22 protein-coding genes are annotated in these 22,047 nt (G+C 70.6%); 10 read left to right on the forward strand and 12 right to left on the reverse strand.

Features of this window, described 5'->3' with window-relative positions; all coding sequences use genetic code 11:
* The first annotated feature begins 49 nt into the window (after window positions 1–49).
* A complete protein-coding gene (locus F0U44_RS14675) occupies window positions 50–1,327 on the forward strand; it encodes a hypothetical protein (RefSeq protein WP_149729106.1) in 1,278 nt (425 codons plus the stop codon).
* Window positions 1,328–1,337: 10 nt separating this feature from the next.
* Here F0U44_RS14675 and F0U44_RS14680 read toward each other — a convergent pair whose 3' ends face one another.
* A complete protein-coding gene (locus F0U44_RS14680; RefSeq protein WP_149729107.1) occupies window positions 1,338–3,128 on the reverse strand; it encodes an ABC transporter ATP-binding protein in 1,791 nt (596 codons plus the stop codon).
* Complete coding sequence (locus tag F0U44_RS14685) at window positions 3,125–4,912, reverse strand: ABC transporter ATP-binding protein (protein WP_246160495.1); 1,788 nt, start codon at window positions 4,910–4,912, stop codon at window positions 3,125–3,127. Before F0U44_RS14685 ends, F0U44_RS14680 begins: the two co-directional genes overlap by 4 nt.
* Window positions 4,913–4,989: 77 nt before the next feature.
* Between F0U44_RS14685 and F0U44_RS14690 the strand changes: the two genes are divergently transcribed.
* The gene (locus F0U44_RS14690) at window positions 4,990–5,616 is read left to right on the forward strand and encodes a TIGR03085 family metal-binding protein (protein ID WP_149729109.1); all 627 of its coding nucleotides are present in this window, start codon (window positions 4,990–4,992) and stop codon (window positions 5,614–5,616) included.
* A 24-nt stretch (window positions 5,617–5,640) separates the two neighbouring features.
* Here the strand turns inward: F0U44_RS14690 and F0U44_RS14695 are convergent, their stop codons facing one another.
* From F0U44_RS14695 to F0U44_RS23050, 9 genes are all read right to left on the reverse strand, one after another.
* The gene (locus F0U44_RS14695) at window positions 5,641–7,743 is read right to left on the reverse strand and encodes a PQQ-dependent sugar dehydrogenase (RefSeq protein ID WP_149729110.1); all 2,103 of its coding nucleotides are present in this window, start codon (window positions 7,741–7,743) and stop codon (window positions 5,641–5,643) included.
* Window positions 7,744–7,827: 84 nt separating this feature from the next.
* Window positions 7,828–8,274, reverse strand: coding sequence for a GNAT family N-acetyltransferase (locus tag F0U44_RS14700; protein WP_149729111.1), 447 nt, complete (start codon window positions 8,272–8,274; stop codon window positions 7,828–7,830).
* A gap of 41 nt (window positions 8,275–8,315) precedes the next feature.
* The gene (gene hisF, locus F0U44_RS14705) at window positions 8,316–9,077 is read right to left on the reverse strand and encodes an imidazole glycerol phosphate synthase subunit HisF (RefSeq protein WP_149729112.1); all 762 of its coding nucleotides are present in this window, start codon (window positions 9,075–9,077) and stop codon (window positions 8,316–8,318) included.
* Between the two features lie 10 nt (window positions 9,078–9,087).
* Window positions 9,088–9,825 carry a bifunctional 1-(5-phosphoribosyl)-5-((5-phosphoribosylamino)methylideneamino)imidazole-4-carboxamide isomerase/phosphoribosylanthranilate isomerase PriA gene (priA, locus tag F0U44_RS14710; RefSeq protein WP_149729113.1) on the reverse strand — a complete coding sequence of 246 codons (738 nt, stop codon included), beginning with the start codon at window positions 9,823–9,825 and terminating at the stop codon, window positions 9,088–9,090.
* Window positions 9,818–10,450: an imidazole glycerol phosphate synthase subunit HisH gene (gene hisH, locus F0U44_RS14715; RefSeq protein ID WP_438616492.1), complete on the reverse strand. Its 633-nt coding sequence runs from the start codon at window positions 10,448–10,450 to the stop codon at window positions 9,818–9,820. The genes priA and hisH overlap by 8 nt, the downstream gene beginning before the upstream one ends.
* Before the next feature lie 14 nt (window positions 10,451–10,464).
* Window positions 10,465–11,073 (reverse strand): imidazoleglycerol-phosphate dehydratase HisB, encoded by a 609-nt coding sequence (gene hisB / locus F0U44_RS14720; protein ID WP_149729115.1) that lies wholly within the window; start codon window positions 11,071–11,073, stop codon window positions 10,465–10,467.
* Window positions 11,070–12,185, reverse strand: a complete 1,116-nt coding sequence (locus F0U44_RS14725) for a histidinol-phosphate transaminase (RefSeq protein ID WP_149729116.1) — start codon at window positions 12,183–12,185, stop codon at window positions 11,070–11,072. The genes hisB and F0U44_RS14725 overlap by 4 nt, the downstream gene beginning before the upstream one ends.
* A complete protein-coding gene (hisD, locus tag F0U44_RS14730) occupies window positions 12,182–13,513 on the reverse strand; it encodes a histidinol dehydrogenase (protein ID WP_149729117.1) in 1,332 nt (443 codons plus the stop codon). The genes F0U44_RS14725 and hisD overlap by 4 nt, the downstream gene beginning before the upstream one ends.
* A 46-nt stretch (window positions 13,514–13,559) precedes the next feature.
* A complete protein-coding gene (locus F0U44_RS23050; RefSeq protein WP_188113500.1) occupies window positions 13,560–14,201 on the reverse strand; it encodes a hypothetical protein in 642 nt (213 codons plus the stop codon).
* A gap of 143 nt (window positions 14,202–14,344) precedes the next feature.
* On the opposite strand from F0U44_RS23050, the gene F0U44_RS14740 reads away from it, so the two are divergent.
* The 8 genes from F0U44_RS14740 (at window position 14,345) to F0U44_RS14775 (ending at window position 21,402) form a co-directional block, all read left to right on the forward strand.
* Window positions 14,345–16,345: a sensor histidine kinase gene (locus F0U44_RS14740; RefSeq protein ID WP_188113501.1), complete on the forward strand. Its 2,001-nt coding sequence runs from the start codon at window positions 14,345–14,347 to the stop codon at window positions 16,343–16,345.
* Window positions 16,333–16,977, forward strand: coding sequence for a response regulator transcription factor (locus F0U44_RS14745; protein ID WP_149729119.1), 645 nt, complete (start codon window positions 16,333–16,335; stop codon window positions 16,975–16,977). Before F0U44_RS14740 ends, F0U44_RS14745 begins: the two co-directional genes overlap by 13 nt.
* 98 nt (window positions 16,978–17,075) lie before the next feature.
* Window positions 17,076–18,212 (forward strand): ScyD/ScyE family protein, encoded by a 1,137-nt coding sequence (locus tag F0U44_RS14750; RefSeq protein WP_149729120.1) that lies wholly within the window; start codon window positions 17,076–17,078, stop codon window positions 18,210–18,212.
* Between the two features lie 58 nt (window positions 18,213–18,270).
* Complete coding sequence (locus F0U44_RS14755) at window positions 18,271–19,248, forward strand: alpha/beta fold hydrolase (RefSeq protein WP_149729121.1); 978 nt, start codon at window positions 18,271–18,273, stop codon at window positions 19,246–19,248.
* A 31-nt stretch (window positions 19,249–19,279) separates the two neighbouring features.
* Complete coding sequence (locus tag F0U44_RS14760; RefSeq protein ID WP_149729122.1) at window positions 19,280–19,945, forward strand: LON peptidase substrate-binding domain-containing protein; 666 nt, start codon at window positions 19,280–19,282, stop codon at window positions 19,943–19,945.
* A gap of 30 nt (window positions 19,946–19,975) precedes the next feature.
* On the forward strand, window positions 19,976–20,470 hold the full coding sequence (gene ybaK / locus F0U44_RS14765) for a Cys-tRNA(Pro) deacylase (RefSeq protein WP_149729123.1): 495 nt from the start codon (window positions 19,976–19,978) through the stop codon (window positions 20,468–20,470).
* 153 nt (window positions 20,471–20,623) lie between these two features.
* A complete protein-coding gene (locus F0U44_RS14770) occupies window positions 20,624–21,178 on the forward strand; it encodes a hypothetical protein (protein WP_149729124.1) in 555 nt (184 codons plus the stop codon).
* Window positions 21,175–21,402, forward strand: a complete 228-nt coding sequence (locus F0U44_RS14775) for a hypothetical protein (RefSeq protein ID WP_149729125.1) — start codon at window positions 21,175–21,177, stop codon at window positions 21,400–21,402. The genes F0U44_RS14770 and F0U44_RS14775 overlap by 4 nt, the downstream gene beginning before the upstream one ends.
* A 7-nt stretch (window positions 21,403–21,409) precedes the next feature.
* Here F0U44_RS14775 and F0U44_RS14780 read toward each other — a convergent pair whose 3' ends face one another.
* Complete coding sequence (locus tag F0U44_RS14780; protein WP_149729126.1) at window positions 21,410–22,030, reverse strand: hypothetical protein; 621 nt, start codon at window positions 22,028–22,030, stop codon at window positions 21,410–21,412.
* Window positions 22,031–22,047 lie beyond the last annotated feature (17 nt).

The raw sequence follows: 22,047 nt of genomic DNA on the forward strand, positions 1-22,047 counted from the left end.
TGTCGCGAACCCGAGCGCACGAGCGGGCTGCGGAGAGAGGCTGTCGGGCATGACGGACGAACCTTCCTCCACTCCTCGCCGCCATCTCCTCCGCTACCTCGCAGCAGGTGCGGCGGGCACGGGGGCGACGCTGTCTGCGGGCGCCGCACCGGCGGCTGCCGGCAACGGCGACCCGGTGCTGCTCGGCAACAACAGCGGCAATACGAACACGGCGTCGGTGACGACTCGGATCACCCACACCTTCAACTCCACCAACGCCGCGCTGCTTGTCGACCGCACCTCGACGACCAACAACGGCGCGAGCCTCTTCGCCCGCAACAAGGGCTCCGGGGAAGGACTGATCGCCCAGAGTGTCAACGGCACCGGGTTGGTCGCGTTCTCCGACAAAGCGGGGACCGTCGCGTCGCCAGCGATCGGCGTCGATGCTCGCGGAGGAACAGGCCTCGACAGCATCGGCCTCCGCGCGCGCAGCACCAACGGCATCGGGGTCGACGCCAAGTCCGACGGCGGTGACGGCGTCCGGGCATCCTCCGAGGTCGGAGTGGCACTGCGCGCGGAGGTCTTCGCCGGGAGCGGCCGGGCGATCATCGCGAACGCCCACAGCACGACCAACGCGGTCGTCGTGACGAACACCGGCACCGGCGGCGGCATTCGGGTCTCGGCACCGTCCGGCGTCGTCGAGGCGGAGACGACCGACTTCGGGACGATCGGGGCGCCGACCACGGCGGTCACCGCGGTCGCCAACCTGGGGGTCGGCCGCGCCCTCTTCGCGCTGGCGACGGGGTCGCCGGGCAGTGTCGCGGTCGAGGCGCGGGGCACGACCGTCGATCTCCACGCCAACGGCTCGGGCCTGATCCGGCGCAGGGCGTTCGCGACCGCCGCACCGCCGACGTCCGGCGATTTCAAGGCGGGCGACCTGATCACCCGCGGCGGCGAGTCGTGGGTCTGCGTCGAGGAGGGCTCCCCCGGTCAATGGCGGATGCTGGCCGGCCCGGCTTCCGCCGGGGCCTTCCACGCGAAGGACGTGCGCGTCTTCACCAGCCCCGGACCGGTCGACACCACCGCGGTCTCGGTCGATCTGAGCGCGTTCGTCCCGCCCGGCACCAACGCGGTTCTTCTCAACGTGACGGCGGTCGCGCCCGCAGTGGGCGGCATCGTCCGGGTCTTCCGCGACGGCCTGGCGACCTCGCTGCCATCGCTCAACTTCCGTGCGGGCGGCAACCAGAGCAACAACCGCACGACCGCCGTGTCGGCGGACCTCAAGGTCGCCGTGACCTGCACGACGCCGACCGACGTGATCTTGGACCTGCAGGGGTTCTACCGCTGAGCGGAGGACCTCAGCCGCGCTGGGCCACCCATGACGCATGGAGGCCCGCGTAGACGGAGCCGTCCTCCTGGACCAGCGCGGCGTGCGGTCCGCGCTGCACGATCCGCCCATGGTCGACGACGACGACCTCGTCGGCCGCCTCGGCGGTCGAGAGCCGGTGGGCGATGGTCACCGAGGTGCGCCCGCTCATCAATCGTTCGAGAGCCCGGCCGATGCGGGTCTCGAGCTCGGGGTCGACCGCGCTGGTCGCCTCGTCGAGCACGAGCAGATCAGGGTCGGCGAGCTGGGCGCGGAGGAGAGCGACCAGCTGCCGCTCCCCCGCCGACAGCGACTCGCCGCGCTGGCCGACCCGGGTGGCCAGCCCGTCGGGAAGTCCGGCGAGCCAGTCGCCGAGGCCGAGGTCGGCAGCGGCGGCGAGGATCTCGTCGTCGGTGGCACCGAGCCGGCCGTAACGTGCGTTGGCGGCCAAGGTGTCGTCGAAGAGGAAGCCCTCCTGCGGCACCAGGACGACGCTGGAGCGCAGCGACGTCTCCGCGACCTCGCGCAGGTCGACGCCGTCGAGGAGCACCCGACCGTCGGTCGGGTCCATCAGGCGGGTCAGCAGCTTGGCGAGCGTCGACTTGCCCGATCCCGTCTCGCCGACGACCGCTACCCGACGTCCGGCGGGGATGGTCAGGTCGATGTCACGCAGGACCGGCGGACCGCCGGGGTAGGCGAAGCCGACGCCCTCGAACGCCACGTCGAGCGCACCCGCGGGCAGCGTCTGGCCGGATGGACCCGGGTCGACCAGGTCCGCCGGCGTGTCGAGGATCCCGATGACCCGACGCCAGCCCGCGATGGCGTTCTGGGCGTCGGTGAGGACCTGGGTGCCGAACTGCACCGGACCGACGAAGAGGGTCACGATGAACGCGAAGGCGAGGACCTCACCGGCGCTGATGTCGTCGGACCACAGCCGGCCCTGACCGAGCCAGATCCCGACGATCAGCACGCCGGCGTTGGCCAGGCCGGCCGAGATGCCGCCGAGGGAGAAGGAGAAGGCGGTGAAGCCCTGCGCGCGCGTCGACGCCGCCTGGTGGGCGAGGACGGCCGCGTCGATGCGCTCCTGGGTTCGCGCCTCGACCGCGTAGGACCGCACGACCGCCGCGCCGACCACGGGCTCGGAGATCGCGGACAGGAGGATGCCGACCTGGCGTCGTACGGTCGCGTAGGCGATGGACAGCTTGCGCTGGAAGTAGCGCAGGCTCAAGAAGAGCGGCGCGAAACAGATCCAGACGACCAGGGCGAGCTGCCAGCTGTAGACGATCATCAGCACCGTCGCGACCAGGATCTGGCCGATACTGACGACGAACAGCAGGCCGCCGAAGACGAGGAACTGGCTGACCTGATCGACGTCGCTGGTCACCCGGGCGACCAGCGCGCCCCGCCGCTCGGTGTTCTGGGTGAGCAACGGCAGGTCGTGGACGTGGCGGAAGGCCTTCACCCGCAGCGTTGCCAGGCCGCGCTCGGAGGTGGAGAAGAGCCGCGCGGTCATGGCATAGGACGCCCAGCTCGTCAGGACGATCGCGGCCGCTGCCGCGAGGGCGAGCCACGTCGTGAACGTCGCATCGGGACCGCCCGAACCGCGCAGACCGCGGTCGACGGTCTGCTGGACGGCGATCGGTACGACGACCTGGCCCGCCGAGGCGAGCACCGCCAGCGCGAGCGTCGTGCGGATGCCCTCTTTGAGCTCGGGCGAGTGGCTGATGCCCCGGCGGATGGTCTCCCATCCCCCGATGTCCTCGCCGGTGTCCATCATCGTCATGACGTCACCCCCTCGTGTTCCGCCTCGTAGGCGTTGACCAGGCGCGCGTAGTCGTCGTTGCGGCCCACGAGCTCGTCGTGGGGTCCGCGGTCGACGATCGCGCCGTCGGAGAGGAACAGCACCTCGTCGGCCAGGCCGATCGTCGCCTTGCGGTAGGCGACGACGACCAGGGTCGCATCGCGGTCCTCGCTCCGCAGACCCGCGAGGATCCGGGCCTCGACCTCGGGATCGACCGCCGACGTGGCGTCGTCGAGCACCAGCAGACGGGGCCGGCGGACAAGCGCGCGGGCCAGCGAGATCCGCTGGCGTTGGCCACCCGACAGCGAGGTGCCCCGCTCGCCCAGGCGGGTGTCGAGCCCGTCGGACAGCGCCGCCACGAAGCCGTCGGCCTGCGCCGTGCGCAGCGCCTCCCAGACCTCCTCGTCGGGCACATCGGCACCGAGGGTGATGTTGCCGCGCACCGTGTCGTCGAAGAGGAACGCCGTCTGCGGCACGACCGACAGCACGCGCGCCAGCTCACCGCGCGCGAGCTCGCGGACATCGAGCCCGTCGACCCGGATCGCGCCCGCGTCGACGTCGACCAGGCGGGTGAGGAGGTTGGTCAGGGTGCTCTTGCCCGACGCGGTCGCCCCGACCAGGGCCACCGTGCGGCCGGGCTCGACCGTGAAGCTGAGGTCGCGGAGCAGCGGCCGGTCCGCGTGGTAGCCGTAGGCCAGACCGGACACGTCGAGGCGCGCACCGTCGCCGGACACCGGGGCCGTCGCTTCGCCGTACGGCATCGCGCCGGAGGCGCGCAGGACCGCGTCGACGCGTCGGTAGCCGACGACGCTGCGGGGGAACTCCCCGAGGAGCCAGCCGATCGACCGGATCGGGAAGGAGACGACCGTCAGCAGGTAGGTGACCGTCACGACGTCACCTGCGACGGTGGCGCCCGAGAGGACGCGGTGCACGCCGAGGACGAGCACGATGAGGACGGCGATGTTGGGCAGCGCGGCCAGGGTCGGGTCGAAGGCGGCGCGGATGCGGCCGACCCTGATGTTGGTCTCGCGCAGCTCCTCGGCCTTGGCGCGGAACCGCGCTGTCTCCTCCGGCTCACGACCGAGCGTCTTGACGACCATCGCGCCGTCGAAAGACTCGTGGGCGATCTCGCTGAGTTCGCCGCGCAGCTGCTGCGCCCGGGTGGCCCAGCCCTGGGCGAGGCGCTGGTAGATGACGTTGGTCGCGATGACGAGCGGGAAGACGAGCAGCCCGACGACGGCGAGCACGAGGTCGGCGAAGAGCATCTGGACGACCGCGATGACCATCATCGCCACCGTGCCGACGGCCATGGGCAGCGGAGCGATCGGCCCCCAGGCGGCCTCGACGTCGGAGTTGGCGTTGGACAACAGCTCACCGGTGGGGTGCTTCTGGTGCCACTCCATCGGGAGGGAGAGGTACTGCCGTGTCACGGCGCGGCGGCTGCGGGCCTGCATGCGGTATTGCATGACGCCCGCGCCCAAGCGGCGCGCGACGATGCCGACCGCGCGCAGGATCGCGACGCCGAGGAAGAGGCCGAGCACGGCCCACAACAGGCCGCCGCCGATCTCGCCGTCGCGGAACGCCGGCAGCACCACGTGGTCCGTGGACCAGCCGAGGACCCAGGCGTCGGCGACGGTCAGCGCACCGAAGAGGAGGCTGCCGATCGTCGAGATGGTGAAGACCGCCGGCTCGCGCTTGATGGCGACCCAGAGGACGGCGAACCCGGCCCCGGTGCTCCCGGCGCCGCTCACCCGCTCGTCCGTCACTTCGGTCCTGCTCCTCTTCGTCCCCCAGCCAACCGGGTGGCGGCGGGGCGTATTCCCCGCCATGCCATCCTGCCGTCATGACGTCCTTCGCCAAGGCCGAACGGTCCCGCCTGTGCGATCTCGCGCTCGAGACCGGCCCCGACGCCCCCACCCTGTGCGGCGAGTGGACCGTACGCGACCTGATGGCTCACCTCGTCATCCGGGAGCACAGCCCCCTGTCGGCCGGCATCGTCGTGCCACCGCTCGCCGGCGTGACCGACCGTGCGACCGCGCGGAAGGCGGAGAAGCGCTCCTTCGCCGACCTCGTCGGCCGCGTCCGGAAGCCGATCAGCCCGATGGCGCTGCCCGGTGTCGACTCGGCGCTCAACACCGCCGAGTTCTTCGTCCACCACGAGGACGTACGCCGTGCCGCGCCCGGCTGGAAGCCGCGGGTCCTCAGCGAGTCCGAGCAGGACGCGCTGTGGCGCATCGTCCGGGTCTCCGGCAAGGGCCTGGTGCGTCCCGCGGGCGTCCCGGTCGTCGCGCGCCGTACCGACACCGGCGCCAAGACCGTCCTCCGCCCCGGCAGCGACCCCGTCGTGGTGAGCGGGCTGCCGGCGGAGCTCGTCCTCTTCATCTACGGCCGGCGTCAGACCCAAGGCATCACCTACGACGGCCCCGAGGACCGCGTGGAGAAGCTGCGCGACGCGAAGCTCGGGATCTGAGGGCGACCGGCCCGTCGAACCCGCTCAGCGCAGGCGGTAGCGCGCGACATAGGTGGTCGCCTCGGCCGGGGTCGTCACCTCGTGCTGCCGGGCTTCCCCGTCGGACCACTGAGTGAAGACGTAGCGCCGGCCGTCGAGCGGCTGGTCGGGCGCTCGGACCCCGAACACGTAGCCGACCCAGGACCGCACCTTGAACGGCGTCGCTCGAGGCTCTCCCTGGATCACCAGACGACCACCCGCGGGCGAGGTGCGGAAGACCAGGTCGACGACCCGCGGGAGCAGTGAACGCCGCACCGTCGTCGTCAGACCGGCGGAGTCGGTGGCGGTCACGATGGCGACCAGGTTGCTGGTGCCGGCGGCGACGATGTCCTCCGGCGCCGGGTAGGTGGTCCCGACCGACGCGCCGGTGACCGGCCCGAGGTAGGGGTGGAAGTGGTTGGCGTGGCGCAGCCGAACGGTCCAGCTGATCGCCGAGCCGGGAAGGGGGCCGTCCTCGGGGTCGGAGGCTTGAGCCACCAGGGCCACGGGGTCACCCACCGCGAACCGCTTCGCCGCGCCCGGCCGGGTGATCTCCAGTGCAGGCGGGTGCTCGCCGGGCAGCACGGTCCGGGTCGTCGTACCCGTCGCGCCGTGCGAGTCGGTCACGGTCAACGTGGCCACGACCGGGCCCGCTGTCGCGTAGGTGTGAGCGGTCGTCGGTTGCGACGTCACCGTTGTGTCGCCGTCGCCGAAGTCCCATGCCCAGCTGACCACCGTGTCACCCGCGTCGTCGTCGTGGCTGGTCGCCCCCGTGAACGACACGGTCAGACCATCGGGACGCGACGCGAAGTCAGCGACCGGCGGGGTGTTGGAGCCGACTCGGGCGATCCGACGAACCGAGTCGGTGAAGAAGCTCAGGTAGTAAAGGGCGGTCTCCTCACCGTGCGGACCGAAGCGCAGGTGGACCGGACCCCCGAGGCCGGAGGCGAAAGTGCTGCGCCGGAAGCCCCCGGTAGAGGTCGGCGCTAGCCGGAAAATCGTGCCGCAACTGAAGTCGGAGTAGAGGTAGGAGCCCCGCCACCGCGGCCACACGCCGTCGGGGACGAACGCTCCCCCCGTGATCGAGCGACAGGTGGTGTGCCGGTAGTCGTGGATCGGGTTGGTAAAGCCGCGGACGGTCCCACAATCGGTCGTGGATTCCCGCCGGCAGTGGCCCTCACGGACGTTCCACCCGTAGTTGCGCCCCTTGCGGAGCAGGTCGACCTCCTCCCAGGTGTTGAGGCCGACGTCGTTGACGTAGAAGGTGTTCGTCCCGGGCTTCCGGGCGAACCTGAAGGGGTTGCGGAAGCCGGAGGCGAAGATCTCCTTGCAGGGCCCCGGCCCCGGCGGTACGGGTCCGGGCCGGGTGCAGTGACGCGCGCCCCTGACGTCGACGTAGGGGTTGGCCGCCGCCGGCTGTCCGGAGCGGGTGATGCGCAGGATCTTGCCGTGGGGCAGTCGCAACCGCTGGGAGTTGTCGTTGACCGGACCGCACTGCGGACGCTCCGCGATCGAGCACACGCCGTCGCCAACCGTGATGTAGAGCAGTCCGTCCTCCCCGAACTCGAGGTCACCCGCGATGTGGTGGCCCTCGGGCGAGATGATGTGGTCCACGAGGACCTTCTCGCTGCTGAGCGCGATCGTGCCGTCCTCACCGAGGACGAACCGGCTCACCCGGTTGGCGGGGTTCGGACCGGTGGCCCCGCCGCAGGAGCCGCGGACCTCCCGGGTCCAGTAGAGGTAGACATATCCGCTGTCCTCGAAGTGGGGGTCGACCGCGACGCCGACCAGTCCCCGTTCCTTGTCGTCGCAGACCTGCTCCGACAGGTCGAGGGCAGTCGTTCGCATGCCCGTGTCGTCCACGACGAACAGGCGACCAGGCTTGCTGGTCACCAGCATCCGCCCGTCGGGCGTCCAGGTCAGCGCCGTCGGTTGCGGCACAGCGGCGACCTCCGAGTCGGTGAAGCCGTCGGGCAGCCGTAGTGCGGCCGCCGCCGTCTCCGCGACGGCCGGCCTCGGCGGTGCAGCCGACTCCCCCGGCGTCGCGGCGAGAGCCTGCACGCCGACCATCGGGACCAGTGCCACAAGAAGGAACCGCAGGCGAGCCATCACAACCTCCTGGGGGAGCAGGCCCTGAGGCTACGCGGGATCGACCTCCACCACCGGTCTTCCACGACACCGACTCACCCGGGGCTACAGGTCTTTGCGCATCAGGTGGTTGGTGTGGCCCGGCGGGAAGTCCACCTCGAGGCCGTAGGTGACGTAGCCGCACCGCGCGTAGAAGTCGGGCGCCTGGAAGTCCCAAGTGTTGAGCTTGGACCAGCGGGCTCCGCGCGTCCGGGCCTCGGCCTCGACGGCGGTGAGAAGCGCGCGGCCGAGTCCCTCACCGCGGCGGCTCGGGTCCACCCACATCATGTCGATCGTCAACCACTGCCACACGTCGACGGTGTTGCCGACACAGCCGCCGAGCAGACCGCCGCCGTCGTCGACCGCGTAGGCCGCGACCGGTTTCGACGGGAGGTTGTCCGGCTCGAACCGTCGGCGGATCGCCTCCGATGCTGCCTGGTTGTGCTCCACGAGGCGCTCGGTCGTCTCGTCCTCGCGGCCAACGTCGGGGCCTATCTCGATCCGCCAACTCATGCCCGAAGGTCTCGTGGTCGGCGACGGAGCGTCAACCGATTTCAGCGCACGGGATAGCCCGCGTCGCCCAACCCCTGCTTCACGTCGCCGATCCGCAAGGTGCCGAAGTGGAAGACCGTCGCAGCGAGTACGGCGTCCGCGCCCGCCTCGACGGCGGGCGGGAAGTGCTCGACGGCGCCTGCGCCACCGGAGGCGATGACGGGGATCGACACCTCGCGGCGGACGGCCCGGATCAGCTCGAGGTCGAAACCCGAGGTGGTGCCGTCGGCGTCCATCGCGTTGAGGAGGATCTCCCCCGCGCCGAGCTCGGCGGCCTGCACCGCCCACGCGATCGCGTCCAACCCGGCCGACTTGCGGCCGCCGTGGGTGGTGACCTCGAAGCCGGAGTCGGTGCCGGCGGCGCGGCGTGCGTCGACCGAGAGCACCAGCACCTGGTTGCCGAACCGGTCGGCGATCTCGGCGACCAGCTCAGGACGGTGGATGGCGGCGGTGTTGACGGCGATCTTGTCGGCGCCTGCGCGCAGCATCGTGTCGACGTCGTCGACGGTGCGGATCCCGCCGCCGACGGTCAGCGGGATGAAGACCTGCTCGGCGGTGGCCGACACCATCTCGAGCGTCGTCGCGCGGCCCTCGTGGGAGGCGGAGATGTCGAGGAAGGTCAGCTCGTCGGCGCCCTCGGCGTCATAGGTCCGCGCCAACTCCACGGGGTCACCGGCGTCGCGGAGCTCCTTGAAGTTGATGCCCTTGACGACCCGGCCCGCGTCGACGTCGAGGCACGGGATCACCCGGACGGCGAGGCTCATCGCGCCGTCTTCATGCGCGGGCCGGCAGGGTGAGTGCCAGCGCGTCCTCGAGGGTGAACTGCCCGGTGTAGAGGGCAGTGCCGGCGATCGCGCCCTCGACGCCGATCGGGACCAGCTCCATGAGGGCACGGATGTCGTCGAGCGTGGTGACGCCACCGGAGGCCACGATCGGGCGGTCGGTCGCCTCGCAGACGTCGCGGAGGAGCTGCAGGTTGGGACCCTGGAGCATGCCGTCCTTGTTGACGTCGGTGACGACGTAGCGCGCGCAGCCCTCGGCGTCGAGGCGGGCGAGCGTCTCGTAGAGGTCGCCGCCCTCCTGGGTCCACCCGCGAGCCGCCAGCGTGCGGCCGCGAACGTCGAGACCGACAGCGACCCGGTCGCCGTAGGAGGCGATCGCCTTCGCGCACCACTCGGGTTGCTCGAGCGCGGCGGTGCCGATGTTGACGCGGCGGCAGCCGGTCGCCATGGCGGCCTCGAGCGACTCGTCGTCACGGATGCCACCACTCATCTCGACCTTGATGTCGAGCTTGCCGACGATCTCGGCCTGGAGGGCGCGATTCTGACCGACGCCGAACGCCGCGTCGAGGTCGACCAGGTGGAGCCACTCGGCGCCGGCCTCCTGCCAGCGCAGCGCGGCCTCGATCGGGTCGCCGAAGACCTTCTCGGACCCGTCGACTCCCTGCACCAGCTGGACGGCCTGACCGCCCTTGATGTCGACGGCGGGAAGGAGCTCGAGGTAGTCAGACAAGTGAGGTCACCCAATTCTTCAACAGTTGTGCGCCGGCGTCGCCGGACTTCTCGGGGTGGAACTGCGTGGCCCAGAGCGGACCGTTCTCCACCGCGGCGACGAACCGGTCGCCACCGTGCTCGGCCCAGATCACCCGCGGCTGGTGCGATGCGGGCGTGCGGTCGTTGGTGACCAGCTTCCAGTCACGCACCCCGTAGGAGTGCACGAAGTAGAACCGCTCGTCCTCGACGCCGGCGAAGAGCCGCGACCCCTCGGGGACCTCGACGGTGTTCCACCCCATGTGCGGGACGATCGGTGCCTGCAGCCGTTCGACGACGCCGGGCCATTCACCGCAGCCGTCGGTCTCGACCCCGTGCTCGATGCCGCGCTCGAAGAGGATCTGCATGCCCACGCAGATGCCGAGGACCGGGCGACCGCCGGACAGGCGTCGCGCGATCACCCGCTCGCCCCGGATGGCGCGCAACCCCTGCATGCACGCGGCGTAGGCGCCGACGCCGGGGACGAGCAGGCCGTCGGCATCCATCGCCGCGTCGAGGTCGCTCGTGAGCGTCACGTCAGCACCCGCCCGCTCCACCGCGCGCACTGCGGAGCGGAGGTTGCCCGACCCGTAGTCGAGGACAACCACCGAGGGTGGGGCCACTAGAGGGCGCCCTTGGTCGAGGGGATGCCCGTCTCGCGGGGGTCGATCGCGATCGCGTCGCGGAACGCCCGGGCGAACGCCTTGAACTGCGTCTCGACGATGTGGTGCGGCTCGCGGCCGGCGAGCACCCGCACGTGCAGGGCGAAGTGGCCGTGGAACGCGATCGTCTCGAAGACGTGGCGGGTCAGCGAACCGAGGTAGGAAACGCCCGAGCCGCCGAGCGCGACGTATTGCTGGCCCTCAGGCTCGCCGGTCTGCACGCAGTAGGGGCGCCCGGACACGTCGACCACGGCCTGCACCAGCGCCTCGTCGAGCGGGACTGTCGCATCGCCGAAGCGACGGATGCCGACCTTGTCGCCGAGGGCCTCCCGCAGCGCCTGGCCGAGCACGATCGCGGTGTCCTCCACCGTGTGGTGGGCGTCGATGTGGGTGTCGCCGGAGGTCTGGACGGTGAGGTCGACGAGCGCGTGCCGAGCGAAGGCGGTGAGCATGTGGTCGTAGAAGCCGACGCCGGTGGAGATGTCGTGCCGGCCGCTGCCGTCGAGGTTGACCTCGACGACGACCTTCGACTCGCTGGTCTGTCGCTCGATGCGGGCCGTGCGGCTCATGCTCGTTCTCCGTTCACATCGGACTGTGTCACTTCGATCAGTGCTGCTCGGAAGGCCGCCATCTCGTCGGGGGTGCCGACCGAGACCCGGAGCCAACCGTCCGGCCCGGTCTCCCGGATGAGGACTCCCCTGTCGAGGAGACCCTGCCAGACAGCATGACGGTCGGCGAATCTCCCGAACAACACGAAATTCGCGTCGGAGTCGGCGATGTCGTAGGACTCGGACCGCAGCCAGTCCACCAACGCGTCGCGTTCGGCCCGCAGCTCGTCGACCTTGGAGAGCAGCTCCGGGGCGTGGCCGAGGGCCGCCAGAGCGACCGCCTGGGTCACGGCCGAGAGGTGGTAGGGCAGCCGGACGACGCGGATGGCGTCGCAGATCGCCGGATCGGCGGCGAGGTAGCCGAGCCGCAGCCCAGCGCCTGCGAACGCCTTGCTCATCGTGCGCGTGACGACCAGGTTGCGGTAGGTCGGCAGCAGCTCGAGCGCGCTCGGCACGCCCGCGCGGCGGAACTCGCCGTAGGCCTCGTCAACCACCACGAGCCCGTCACCGGCCGCCTCGCACAGCACGCCGATCGCGTCGGGCGGGAGCGCGGTGCCGGTCGGGTTGTTGGGGCTGGGCAGCAGGATCACGCCCGGCTGCTCGGTCTTGACCAGGTCGCGCGCGACGTCGAGGTCGAGCGAGAAGTCGTCCTCACGTCGACCGGCGACCCAACGGGTGTGGGTGTCGCGGGCGTACTCCGGATACATCGAGTAGGTCGGCGCGAAGCTGAGCGCCGTACGGCCCGGCCCGCCGAAGGCCTGCAGCAGCTGGAGCATGACCTCGTTGGAGCCGTTCGCCGCCCACACCTGGTCGGGCGTGATCTCCCCCGCGACGTCGCGGGACAGGTACGACGCCAGCGCGGTGCGCAGCGCCACGAACTCCCGGTCGGGGTAGCGGTTGAGCGTGCGGGCGGCATCAGCAGCGGCGGCCGCGATGTCGGCGATGCACTCCTCGGACGGTCCGTAGGGGTTCTCGTTGACGTTGAGCTGGACCGGGACCCGGTCGATGGGGAGCTGGGGCGCGCCGTAGGGCTCGATCCCGGCGAGCTCGGGACGGATCGGCGGGAAGCTCACGGCGCCGACTCGTCCGCGGAGAACCGCACCGACACCGCAGCGCCGTGACCGGGCAGGTCCTCGGCGTGAGCGAGCGTGACGACGTGGTCGGCCACCGCCTCGAGCCCGTCGCGCGAGTAGTCGACGACGTGGATCGACTTCGTGAAGGCGCGCACCGAGAGGCCCGAGGAGTGGCACGCGCAGCCCGCCGTGGGCAGCACGTGGTTGGACCCCGCGCAGTAGTCGCCCAGGCTGACCGGCGCGTAGGGGCCGACGAAGATCGCGCCGGCGTTGCGCACCCGCGCGGCGACGGCCGACGCGTCGGCCGTGTGGATCTCGAGGTGCTCGGCCGCGTAGGCGTCGACGACCGCGAGGCCCTGCTCGACGTCGCGCACGAAGACGATGCCCGACTGCTGCCCGCTCAACGACGTGCGGATCCGCTCCACGTGCTTGGTCGCGGAGACCTGCTTGTCGAGCTCGGCGTCGACGTCGTCGGCGAGCGCCTCGGACGTCGTCACGAGGACAGCGGCCGCGAGCGGGTCGTGCTCGGCCTGGCTGATCAGGTCGGCGGCGACGTAGGCCGCGTCGGCGGTCTCGTCGGCGAGGATCGCGATCTCCGTCGGGCCCGCCTCGGAGTCGATGCCGATCTGACCCTTGAGGAGCCGCTTCGCGGTGACGACGTAGATGTTGCCCGGACCGGTGACCAGATCGACCTTCCGGCAGGGGCCGACGCCGTAGGCGAACATCGCGATCGCCTGGGCACCGCCGACCGCGTAGACCTCCTCGACACCGAGCAGGGCGCACGCCGCGAGGATCGTGGGGTGCACCGCACCGCCGAACTCCTTCTGCGGCGGGCTGGCCAGCGCGATCGAGGTGACCCCCGCGATCTGTGCGGGCACGACGTTCATCAGCACGCTCGACACCAGCGGCGCCAGACCGCCGGGCACGTAGAGCCCGACCCGGCCGACCGGGACCTTGCGGTGCGTGACCCGTGCGCCCGGGCCCAGGTCGGTGACCGCGTCGGCCTCGAGCTCGTTGGCGCACGTCGCCCGCAGGCGACGGATCGACTCCTCCAGACCCGCGCGGATCGCGGGGTCGAGCTCGTCGAGCGCGGTCTTCAGCGCCTCCGGGGAGACCCGGATGTCCTCGACCCGGACGCCGTCGAAACGTTCGCCCAGCTCCTGGATGGCCTCGATCCCACGGGTGCGGACGTCCTCGCAGATCGCATGCACCGCCGGCACCGCGGCTTCGATGTCGAAGTCGGCGCGGGGCACGGCTGCGCGGTAGTCGACCGGCTCGGCGCCAGTGTCGACGACGTCGCGCAGGTCGATGCGACGGATGAGGGACATGCGCCGATTCTACGGTCGCACGCCCCTCGATCCGTCGCCGCCGACGTCAGGCGGACGGCTCCAGGCGCACGGTGATCGCGAGCGCGAGGACCCACAGCGGCAGGAGGCTGGCACCGATGAAGCCGAGGATGCTCATCGGGGCGACCACCCCGATCCCTACCGAGGTGACGGCCAGCCACTTCGGGATCGCTCCGGTGGTCAGGCCGACCAGGCCGGTGCCGACGTAGACCGCGATCATGCTCGCCATCAGCGGCAGGAAGCCGGCGTCGCTGATCGCCGCGAGGCTCCGGATCGAGGACTCGTCGCCGTAGTCGACGGCTCGCCACAGCGCCGAGTCCGTGACGACCCACGATGCGAAGGTCGCCGCGAGGGCGCCGAAGCCGAAGAAGGAGACGTCGGCGAGCCAGGTGGCTCGGCTCTGCCGGAGCGCGTGGCGGACGGCAGCGCCGAAGAAGACGACCAGGGCGACGAAGACCATGCCGACGTAGGACATCACCTGGCTCGTCGTCTGGTCGTAGTCGTAGAAGCCCTTGATGTCGGCGAGCTTGGTGTCGGCATGGACGTCCGAGCCCGTCCCGAGCATCACCACGTAGCAGACGAGGATGGCGCCGGCGAGGCCGACGAGAGTACGACGACCGGGTGCTCCCGTGGTCGGGGCCTGGGTCTCAGGGGTGGCGAGCTGGGTCATGGCGGAAAGCCTTTCTGGATGCGAGGAGCTGGCCCTTCGAGCATCGGTCGTGACCCGGGTGCGGGGCGTCGGAGCGGCCACCCCACCTGCGATTCGGGTTAACCCTGACGCGTAACCGCCACAGTCGGGCCACGATGGGCTCCATGACCAAGAGTCAGCGGGTCGCCACGGCGGTCACGGCCGCCGTACTGCTCCTCGAGGTGGGGACCATGGTGGCCAGCACCTTCGTCGACCGCTGGATCGACGACCTGGGCTACGGGGACCAGGTCGACTCGATCCCTCCCGAGTGGGTCTGGCTCGCCTGCGGCGCCGTCCTCGCCCCGGGAGTGGTCGGACTCGCGATCGTGCGTACCCACCCGCGTCACGCGGTCGGCTGGCTCTTCACGGGGTTGTCCTTCGCCCTGATCCTCAGCCTGGCTTTCGACCAGTGGTTCGCACTGGCCGCGATCGTCGAGCCGCCGAAGGTCGGCGGCGCCGGCGCCGCCGCGCTGCTCGCCGACAAGGTGTTCTTCCCGTGGTGGCCGTTGCTGACGCTGATCCTTCTCCTCACGCCGACCGGCACCTACCTCTCACCACGCTGGCGCACGGTCGGACGGGTCTCCGTGGTCGCCACCTTGGTGTCCTTCGGGCTCTCCGTCACCGGCAACGGCGAGCTCAACGCTCCCTACAACCGGGTCGACAACCCATTGACGATCGACGCCATCGGCGGACCTGCTCGCGTGGGCGGGCTCCTGGCGTTCCTCGTCGTCGCTGGCTGCCTCATCGCGAGCGGCGCGTCGATGGTGCTGCGCTGGAGGCGAGCCGAGGGCGATGCCCGCCGCCAGCTGCTCTGGCTCTCCTTCGCGGCCGCCCTGCTGCCGGCAGTGATCCCCGTGCACCTCTACGCAGTCGTCAACGACGACAACGCGCTGATCCTGATCACGGTCGGGCTCTTCCTGGTCCTGATCCCGGTGACCGCTGGCCTGTCGGTTCTGCGGTACCGGCTCTACGACGTCGACCGCATCGTGTCGACGACGACGACCTACTCCGTGCTGTCCGTCCTGCTCGCCGCCGTCTACGCCGGCATCGTCTGGATCGGGAGCCGGGTCAGCTGGGACACCGCGCCCTCGCCGGCCACCACCGCAGCGGTCGGAGCGGTCACCTCGGCCCTGCTCTTCGCACCGCTGCGGACAGCGGTGCAGCAACGCGTCGACCGACGCTTCAACCGCAGGGCCTATGACGCTGGCCGGGTCGTGCGACGCGCCCTGGCCGAGGACCGAGCCGGGCTCGACCCTGAGGCCGTGCTCCGGGTCGCGCTGGCCGACCCGTCCGTCAGTGTCAGCTATCCCGGCATCGACGGACCCGTCGACGGGTCGGGCGCACTGGCCGGGTCCGAGCCGCACCAGGTGGAGGTGGTGCGTCGCGGGAGGACGGTGGCGTGGATCGGCTTCGACCCGCTCCGCACGGACGAGGCGACGGTGACCCGCGCCAGCGCGCTCGTCGCCGCCGAGCTCGACAACACCCGGCTCCGCGCCGAGCTCCAGCGCAACCTCGCAGAGCTGACCGAGTCGCGCTCGCGGATCGCCGACGCCCAGCGCCAGGAGCGGAAGCGGATCGAGCGCGACCTCCACGACGGCGCGCAGCAGACCCTCCTCGCCCTCGCGTTCGACCTCCAGTCGGCCCAACTCAACGGCGACGCCGACCGGATGCACCATGCCTTGGTCGCCGGCGCGACGTCGGCCCGCGACGCCGCCCGGGAGCTGCGCGACCTCGCCAACGGTCTGCATCCGCAAGCCCTCGTCGAGGGAGGCCTGGCCGCCGTGCTCGACGACGTCGCGCGCCACTCCCCCGTGCCTGTCCAGGTCAACGCGCCATCTGGCCGCTGGGAGCCGGCTGTCGAGTTCACCGCCTGGCTCGTGGTGGCCGAGGCCGTGGTCAACGCGCAGAAACATGCCGAGGCAGCCCGGATCGACGTCGACGTACGCCAGGACGGCGGCCACCTGCTCCTCCGTGTCGCTGACGACGGTCGCGGTGGTGCCGACCAGAGCAGCAGCGGCTTGCGCGGTCTTCGCGACCGCGTCGAGGCCAGCGGCGGGACCGTGACGATCTCCTCCGATCCGGGAATCGGGACGACCCTGGAGGCGGTGATCCCGTGCGCATCGTGATCGCCGACGACTCCGGGCTGCTCCGGCAGGCCGTCGCCACCTTGCTGACCGAAGCAGGCCACGACGTCGTCGGTACGGCGGCCGACGCGCCCGCGCTGCTCGAGCTCGTCGCCGAGACCCGGCCCGACGTCGCCGTGGTCGACATCCGGATGCCACCGACGTTCACCCACGAGGGTGCTCGGGCGGCCGCGGAGCTCCGGGCAGCCCACCCGACACTCGGCATCCTGCTGCTCTCTCAGTCGCTGGAGAGCAGGTACGTCGCCGACCTGGCGCGCGAGCACCCCCAGCGCTTCGGCTACCTCCTCAAGGACCGGGTCGTCGACGCCGACGTGCTCGTCGCTGCGCTCCGGACCGTCCACGACGGAGGCACCGTCCTCGACCCCGAGGTCGTCGCCCACCTCCTCGGTCGGCAACAGCTCGGCGCACAGCTCTCCCGCCTCTCCGACCGCGAACGCGAGGTCCTCGACCTGATGGCGCAGGGCATGTCCAACGCCGGGATCGGGGAGCGCCTGGTCATCGAGCTCAAGACGGTGGAGGCCCACATCTCCCGGATCTTCACCAAGCTCGACCTGCCCACGACGGTCGACGAGCACCGTCGGGTGCGCGCGGTCCTCACGTTCCTTCGAGGCTGAGAGGAGTTTTTGCATTTCCCCACGTACGGCCGCCCGGCCGCTCACGATGGTCGGGCAACCCTCTCGGGCCCGGCTCCCCTCTCGAGAAAAGTGATGCGATGAAGTCCTCCCCCCGCAAGCGCGTCCTCGCGCTGCTCGCCTCTGCGACCGCCCTGGCCGCTGCCACCGCCACCATGCCCTCAAGCCCCGCCACGGCGCGCGCGGCCTCGGATCCTGAGGTGCTCGCGCGGCACCTCCTGGCGCCGCTGAGCCTCGCCGTGAGCAAGTACGACGTCTCGTTCGTCTCCCAGAACTTCGGTGGTCCAGTGCTCCGCGTCGAACCCGGCCACCGCACCCGCGAGGTCACCGGTGGCGCCGGCGAGGTCGGCGGCCTCTCCCGTCGGGGCCGGACGCTCACCTACGTCCTGACCGGGGAGGGCACGCCCGAGAAGGCCGTCGCGTTCGTGATGACCTACAAGGACGGCCACTCCATGAAGCTCGGCAACCTCGGCCGCGCCGAGACCAACCGCAACCCCGACGGCGACGTCGAGTACGGCTTCACCGACCTCGACCCGACCTGCGCCGACCAGATCGACCAGGAGACCTTCGGGCCGCCGGTGCACAACGGAGCGATCGAGTCGCACCCCTACGCCAGCGCCAAGATCGGAGGGACGACCTACGTCGCCGATGCGGCTGCCAACCTGGTGTGGGAGGTCTCGTCCGACGGCAACGTGAAGGTGCTGTCGATCCTGCCGCCACTGCCCGGTGAGATCGACGCCGGCGTGGCCGAGGAGTACGGCCTGCCCGACTGCACGATCGGCGAGACGGTGCTCAACGAGCCGGTGCCCACCGACGTGGAGGTCGGCCCGGACGGGATGCTCTATGTCACGACCCTGGCGGGCGAGTTCCCTGGCGCCGGCGCGGTCTTCAGCATCGATCCCTCCGACGGCACCACGGAGCCGGTCGTCGGCGGACTGTTCGCCGCGACGGGCCTCGCGATCGCCAAGAACGGCGACATCTACGTCGCGATGCTCTTCCCCAACACGATCCTGCGGTTCCCCGCGGGTTCGGACATCCCGGAGGAGTTCGCGACGATCAACCAGCCCGCTGCGCTGGAGATCGCCAACGGTCACCTCTACGCGACGACCAACGTGCTGGCGGGCCTGGGCTTCAAGCAGCGCCAGGTTCCGTGGGCACCGCGGACGCTGCCTCACCGCGACGGCCCCGCGGGCAAGCTGGTGCGCTGGACCCTGTAGGAGAAATGCGGGTCTGCCCTGATGCCATACCGGCAGCGTGAAGAGGAGCGTTGCCGGTATGGCTCCCCGATCCCTGACCTTCGCCGCTCTCGTCGCGACGACCGCCCTGTCGATGGGTGGCTGCGGCGGCGACGCCGACACGAGCGACAGCGCTGACACGAGCTCCCAGAGCGCTCCCTCCACTCCGGACGATCCCGCCACCAGCGGGTCGGCCACGCCGTCCGTGCCCGCGGTGACCGAGGAACAAGTCGACATCGGCGGCCACGAGATCTACCTGCGCTGCTGGGGCGAGGCGGTCGTCGGCGAGCCCACGGTCCTGCTGATCTCGGGGATGGGCCCGGACGTGACCTACTGGAGCAAGATGGCCTCGGAGTTCGCCACCGACGGTCACCACCTCTGCGGCTACGACAGGCTGGGGGTCGGCGGCAGCTCGCTCCCCTCGGAGGACCGTCGCACCACCGAGGACCAGGTCGACGACCTGCTGGCGCTGCTCGACGCCGCCGGGTTGGACGAGCCGATGGTCATCGTCGCTCACTCGCTGGGCTCGCTCCCCGCCCTCGGGCTCGCCGATCGGGCGCCGGAGCTCGTGGCCGGCGCCGTGCTCATCGAGCCCTGGGGTCCGCGCGTCGCCGGGAAGCAGCTCGCCGTACTGCCGCCGGAGAAGGCGGACGAGTCACAGGACCTCGTCATGGAGCGGTCGTTCCTGACCGGCTACATCGCCGACCCCGACCAGAACAACGAGCACCTCCTCCTCACCGCCTGCAACGAGGAGGGCATCGCCGTGCTCGACAAGCCCGGCAGGCTGTTCGGTAACCACCCGGTGGTCGTCCTGCAGGCGCCGCTCCCCCGACGACCGGCCGGCCTCCCCCGCGACTACGACGCCGTCAGCCGGGCGGCGTGGGTCGACGCCAACGACGAGTTCGCCACCGAGTCGACCGACGGGAAGGTCATCGTGGTGAAGCACACGGGCCACGACATCCACATCGATCGTCCCGACGCGGTCATCGAGGCGATCCTCGACGTGCTTGCCGGATAGTCGGGGTCCCGGCGGCTAGGTTGAAGGGGTGGTGACCGACCGGCTCCCGATGTTCCCCCTGAACACCGTGCTGTTCCCGGGTGTCACCGTGCCGCTGCACGTCTTCGAGGACCGCTACCGCGCGCTGATGCACCACCTGCTGCGCCTCGAGGACCCGGCCGAACGCCTCTTCGGGTCGGTGGCGATCCGCGAGGGATACGAGGTCGGTGACCACGGCGCACAGTCGCTCTACCGGATCGGGGTACGCCTCCAGCTCAGCGAGGTCGAGGCACATCCTGACGGCACCTTCGACATCGTCGTCGTCGGTCGCGACCGGATCCGGCTCGACAAGCTCGAGCGCGGCGACCTCTTCCCCGTCGGCGAGGTCGACGAGCTGCCCGAGCCCGACGTGAAGGTGCCCGAGGCGCTCCTCGACCTGGCGCGCGCGACGTTCACCGCCTACCGCCACGTGCTCAGTGAGATCTCGGCCGATCCCTACCGCGGCAGCCTGCCCACCGATCCCACCTACCTCTCGTGGGTGCTCGCCGCGTGCGCACCACTCCCGATCTCCGAGCGACAGCAACTGCTCGAGGCCGCCGATGCCGAGGAGCGGCTCACGCTGGTCACCGACCTGCTCCGCAGCGAGCTCCAGACGATGAACGTCATCAGCTCTCTCCCGGCGACCGAGGTCGCCCGGACGCGCTGGTCGCCCAACTGACGCCCTGGCCGATGCAGTGATGGCTCAGTGATGGCGAAGAAGCAGCGCGCCGGGGGCACCCCGGCCACCACCGCCCTGACCACCGCCGGCGCGGACTTCACCGTGCACGACTATGACCACGACCCGCGGTCGGACTCCTACGGCGAGGAAGCCGCCCACGCGCTCGGCATCTCCGCCGCCCAGGTGTTCAAGACACTGCTCGCCGACGTCGACGGCACCCTCACGGTCGCAGTGGTGCCCGTCTCCGGCCAGCTCGACCTGAAGGCGCTGGCCCGCGCCGTGGGCGGCCGCAAGGCCGCCATGGCCGACCCCAAGGCAGCAGAGCGCTCGACCGGCTATGTCGTCGGCGGGATCTCACCGCTCGGCCAGAAGCGGCTCCACCCGACCGTCGTCGATGAGAGCGCTCTCGCACACTCCACGGTGTTCGTCTCGGCGGGTCGACGCGGGCTCGAGGTCGAGCTTGCCCCCGCGGATCTGGTGAGTCTCACCGCTGCGATCACCGCCGACATCGGCCGGCCGAAGTAGTTCGAAACTCCGCCTTCTTGCACCGCGCCGTTGTCGTCCACCGGAGCAACCGGCCTGAGCACCGTCTGATCGGTTTCCAAAGACAACTCGATATGTTGTAATACGAACCTTGATTGAACGCCAAGTTCATTACAACATCCCTCGGGGGGAACAATGCAGTTCAGACGCAGCGCCATCGTGATCGTCTTGTCGATCGCAACCTTCGTCTCACTTCTGGCCCTCGATCCGCGCGCCAACGCAACAGCGCCATCTACCGGCACCGAAACCGTCCACGCGTCTCCGACCGCTGGCGATCACACGGATACGGTTGAACAGACCCCAAATTCGCGGGGGGTTCTGTACTACCTCAACCTCGGTGAGGTCTCGCGGCGTGTCGTCGAAGAGACCGAATGGCAAAGCACCCTGAGCGACAACTGGTACGCGTGGATGCTCGACTTCCTCACCGGCGGCCAAGACACTGTCATGAAGGGCATCAAGCTCCGCGTGAAAACACAGTACGAGGCGTTCGCCCACCTGCCTGATGCGCCGGTCTACGTCGTTACGGTGGTCTGGAACTATTTCAAGATCGGCACGCGCACGTGCGCTGCCGGCACCTGCACGTCGCCGCAGTGGGACATCGTTGGACGGAAACAGCTTCGGTCGTACGTTTCGACATGCTTCAACTATCAGTACTGCAGTATTCAAGCGAGGGAACGGACCAACGGATGAGCACGCAGCAACCCTCGCCTGCCCTGACGGGCGTCGTTGCGATCGTGGCCTTCGGTGCAGGCGGTGCGCTCGGCGCTGCAGTCGCGGCGGCTTTGGCTGCGACCGACGTCGTCGCGGTACTTCTCTGGATCGCCGGCGCGTTCGTCGGCTACCGCGCCGGAAGGGCGCTTCTGCGCCGGATCTTCGTGCGGGCGGCGCACGGAGTGGCGCCGGTCGGCGACTGAGCTCGCGTTACGGCTCCTGGCGGGCGCCGGGCGCGGCGAGCCAGGTGCCGGCGTCGCGCTGAGCAGCCTGGGAGCCGCGGAAGCTTCCGATCCACTCCGCGACGACCACGGTGAGCGAGAAGCCGGCCAACGCGCCCAGCGGCCAGCAGAGGAACGGGGTCCATCCGCTCACCTCGATGGCGGCGTCGTACTCCTTGCAGGGTGCCTCGGTGCAGACGGCCGACTTCTTGGCGTACTGCTGGGGATCCGGCGGGCTCAACACGTTGCCGACGCCCCACGCGAGGAACGCCGCGAGGGCGCTGCCGACGATGAGGGACCCGAGCGCGACCAGGGCCTGGCGTCGGCCGAGAAGTGCGGCGAGCACGCCCAGCACGAGTCCGAGGCCGATCCCGATGATCGCGTATTGAGCCGGACCGTTGAACTGGTGGGCGATGCCCTTGTCGGTCGGGTCGAGCCAGAGGATGCGCCCGTCGAGCGTCTCGTAGATCGAGCCCTTGTTCGGCGGCCCCCACCACTGGTACCAGAGCCAGCCGCCGAGTGCACCGACCGCGGCGCTGGCCGTGACGACCACTCCCCCGACCACGATGCCGGCGGACGAGGGCGCGCGTTCCTGCGACTCGGTCTCCACCGTTGCATCCTGCCAGG

Source organism: Nocardioides humilatus (assembly GCF_008373755.1).
GTDB lineage: Bacteria > Actinomycetota > Actinomycetes > Propionibacteriales > Nocardioidaceae > Nocardioides > Nocardioides humilatus.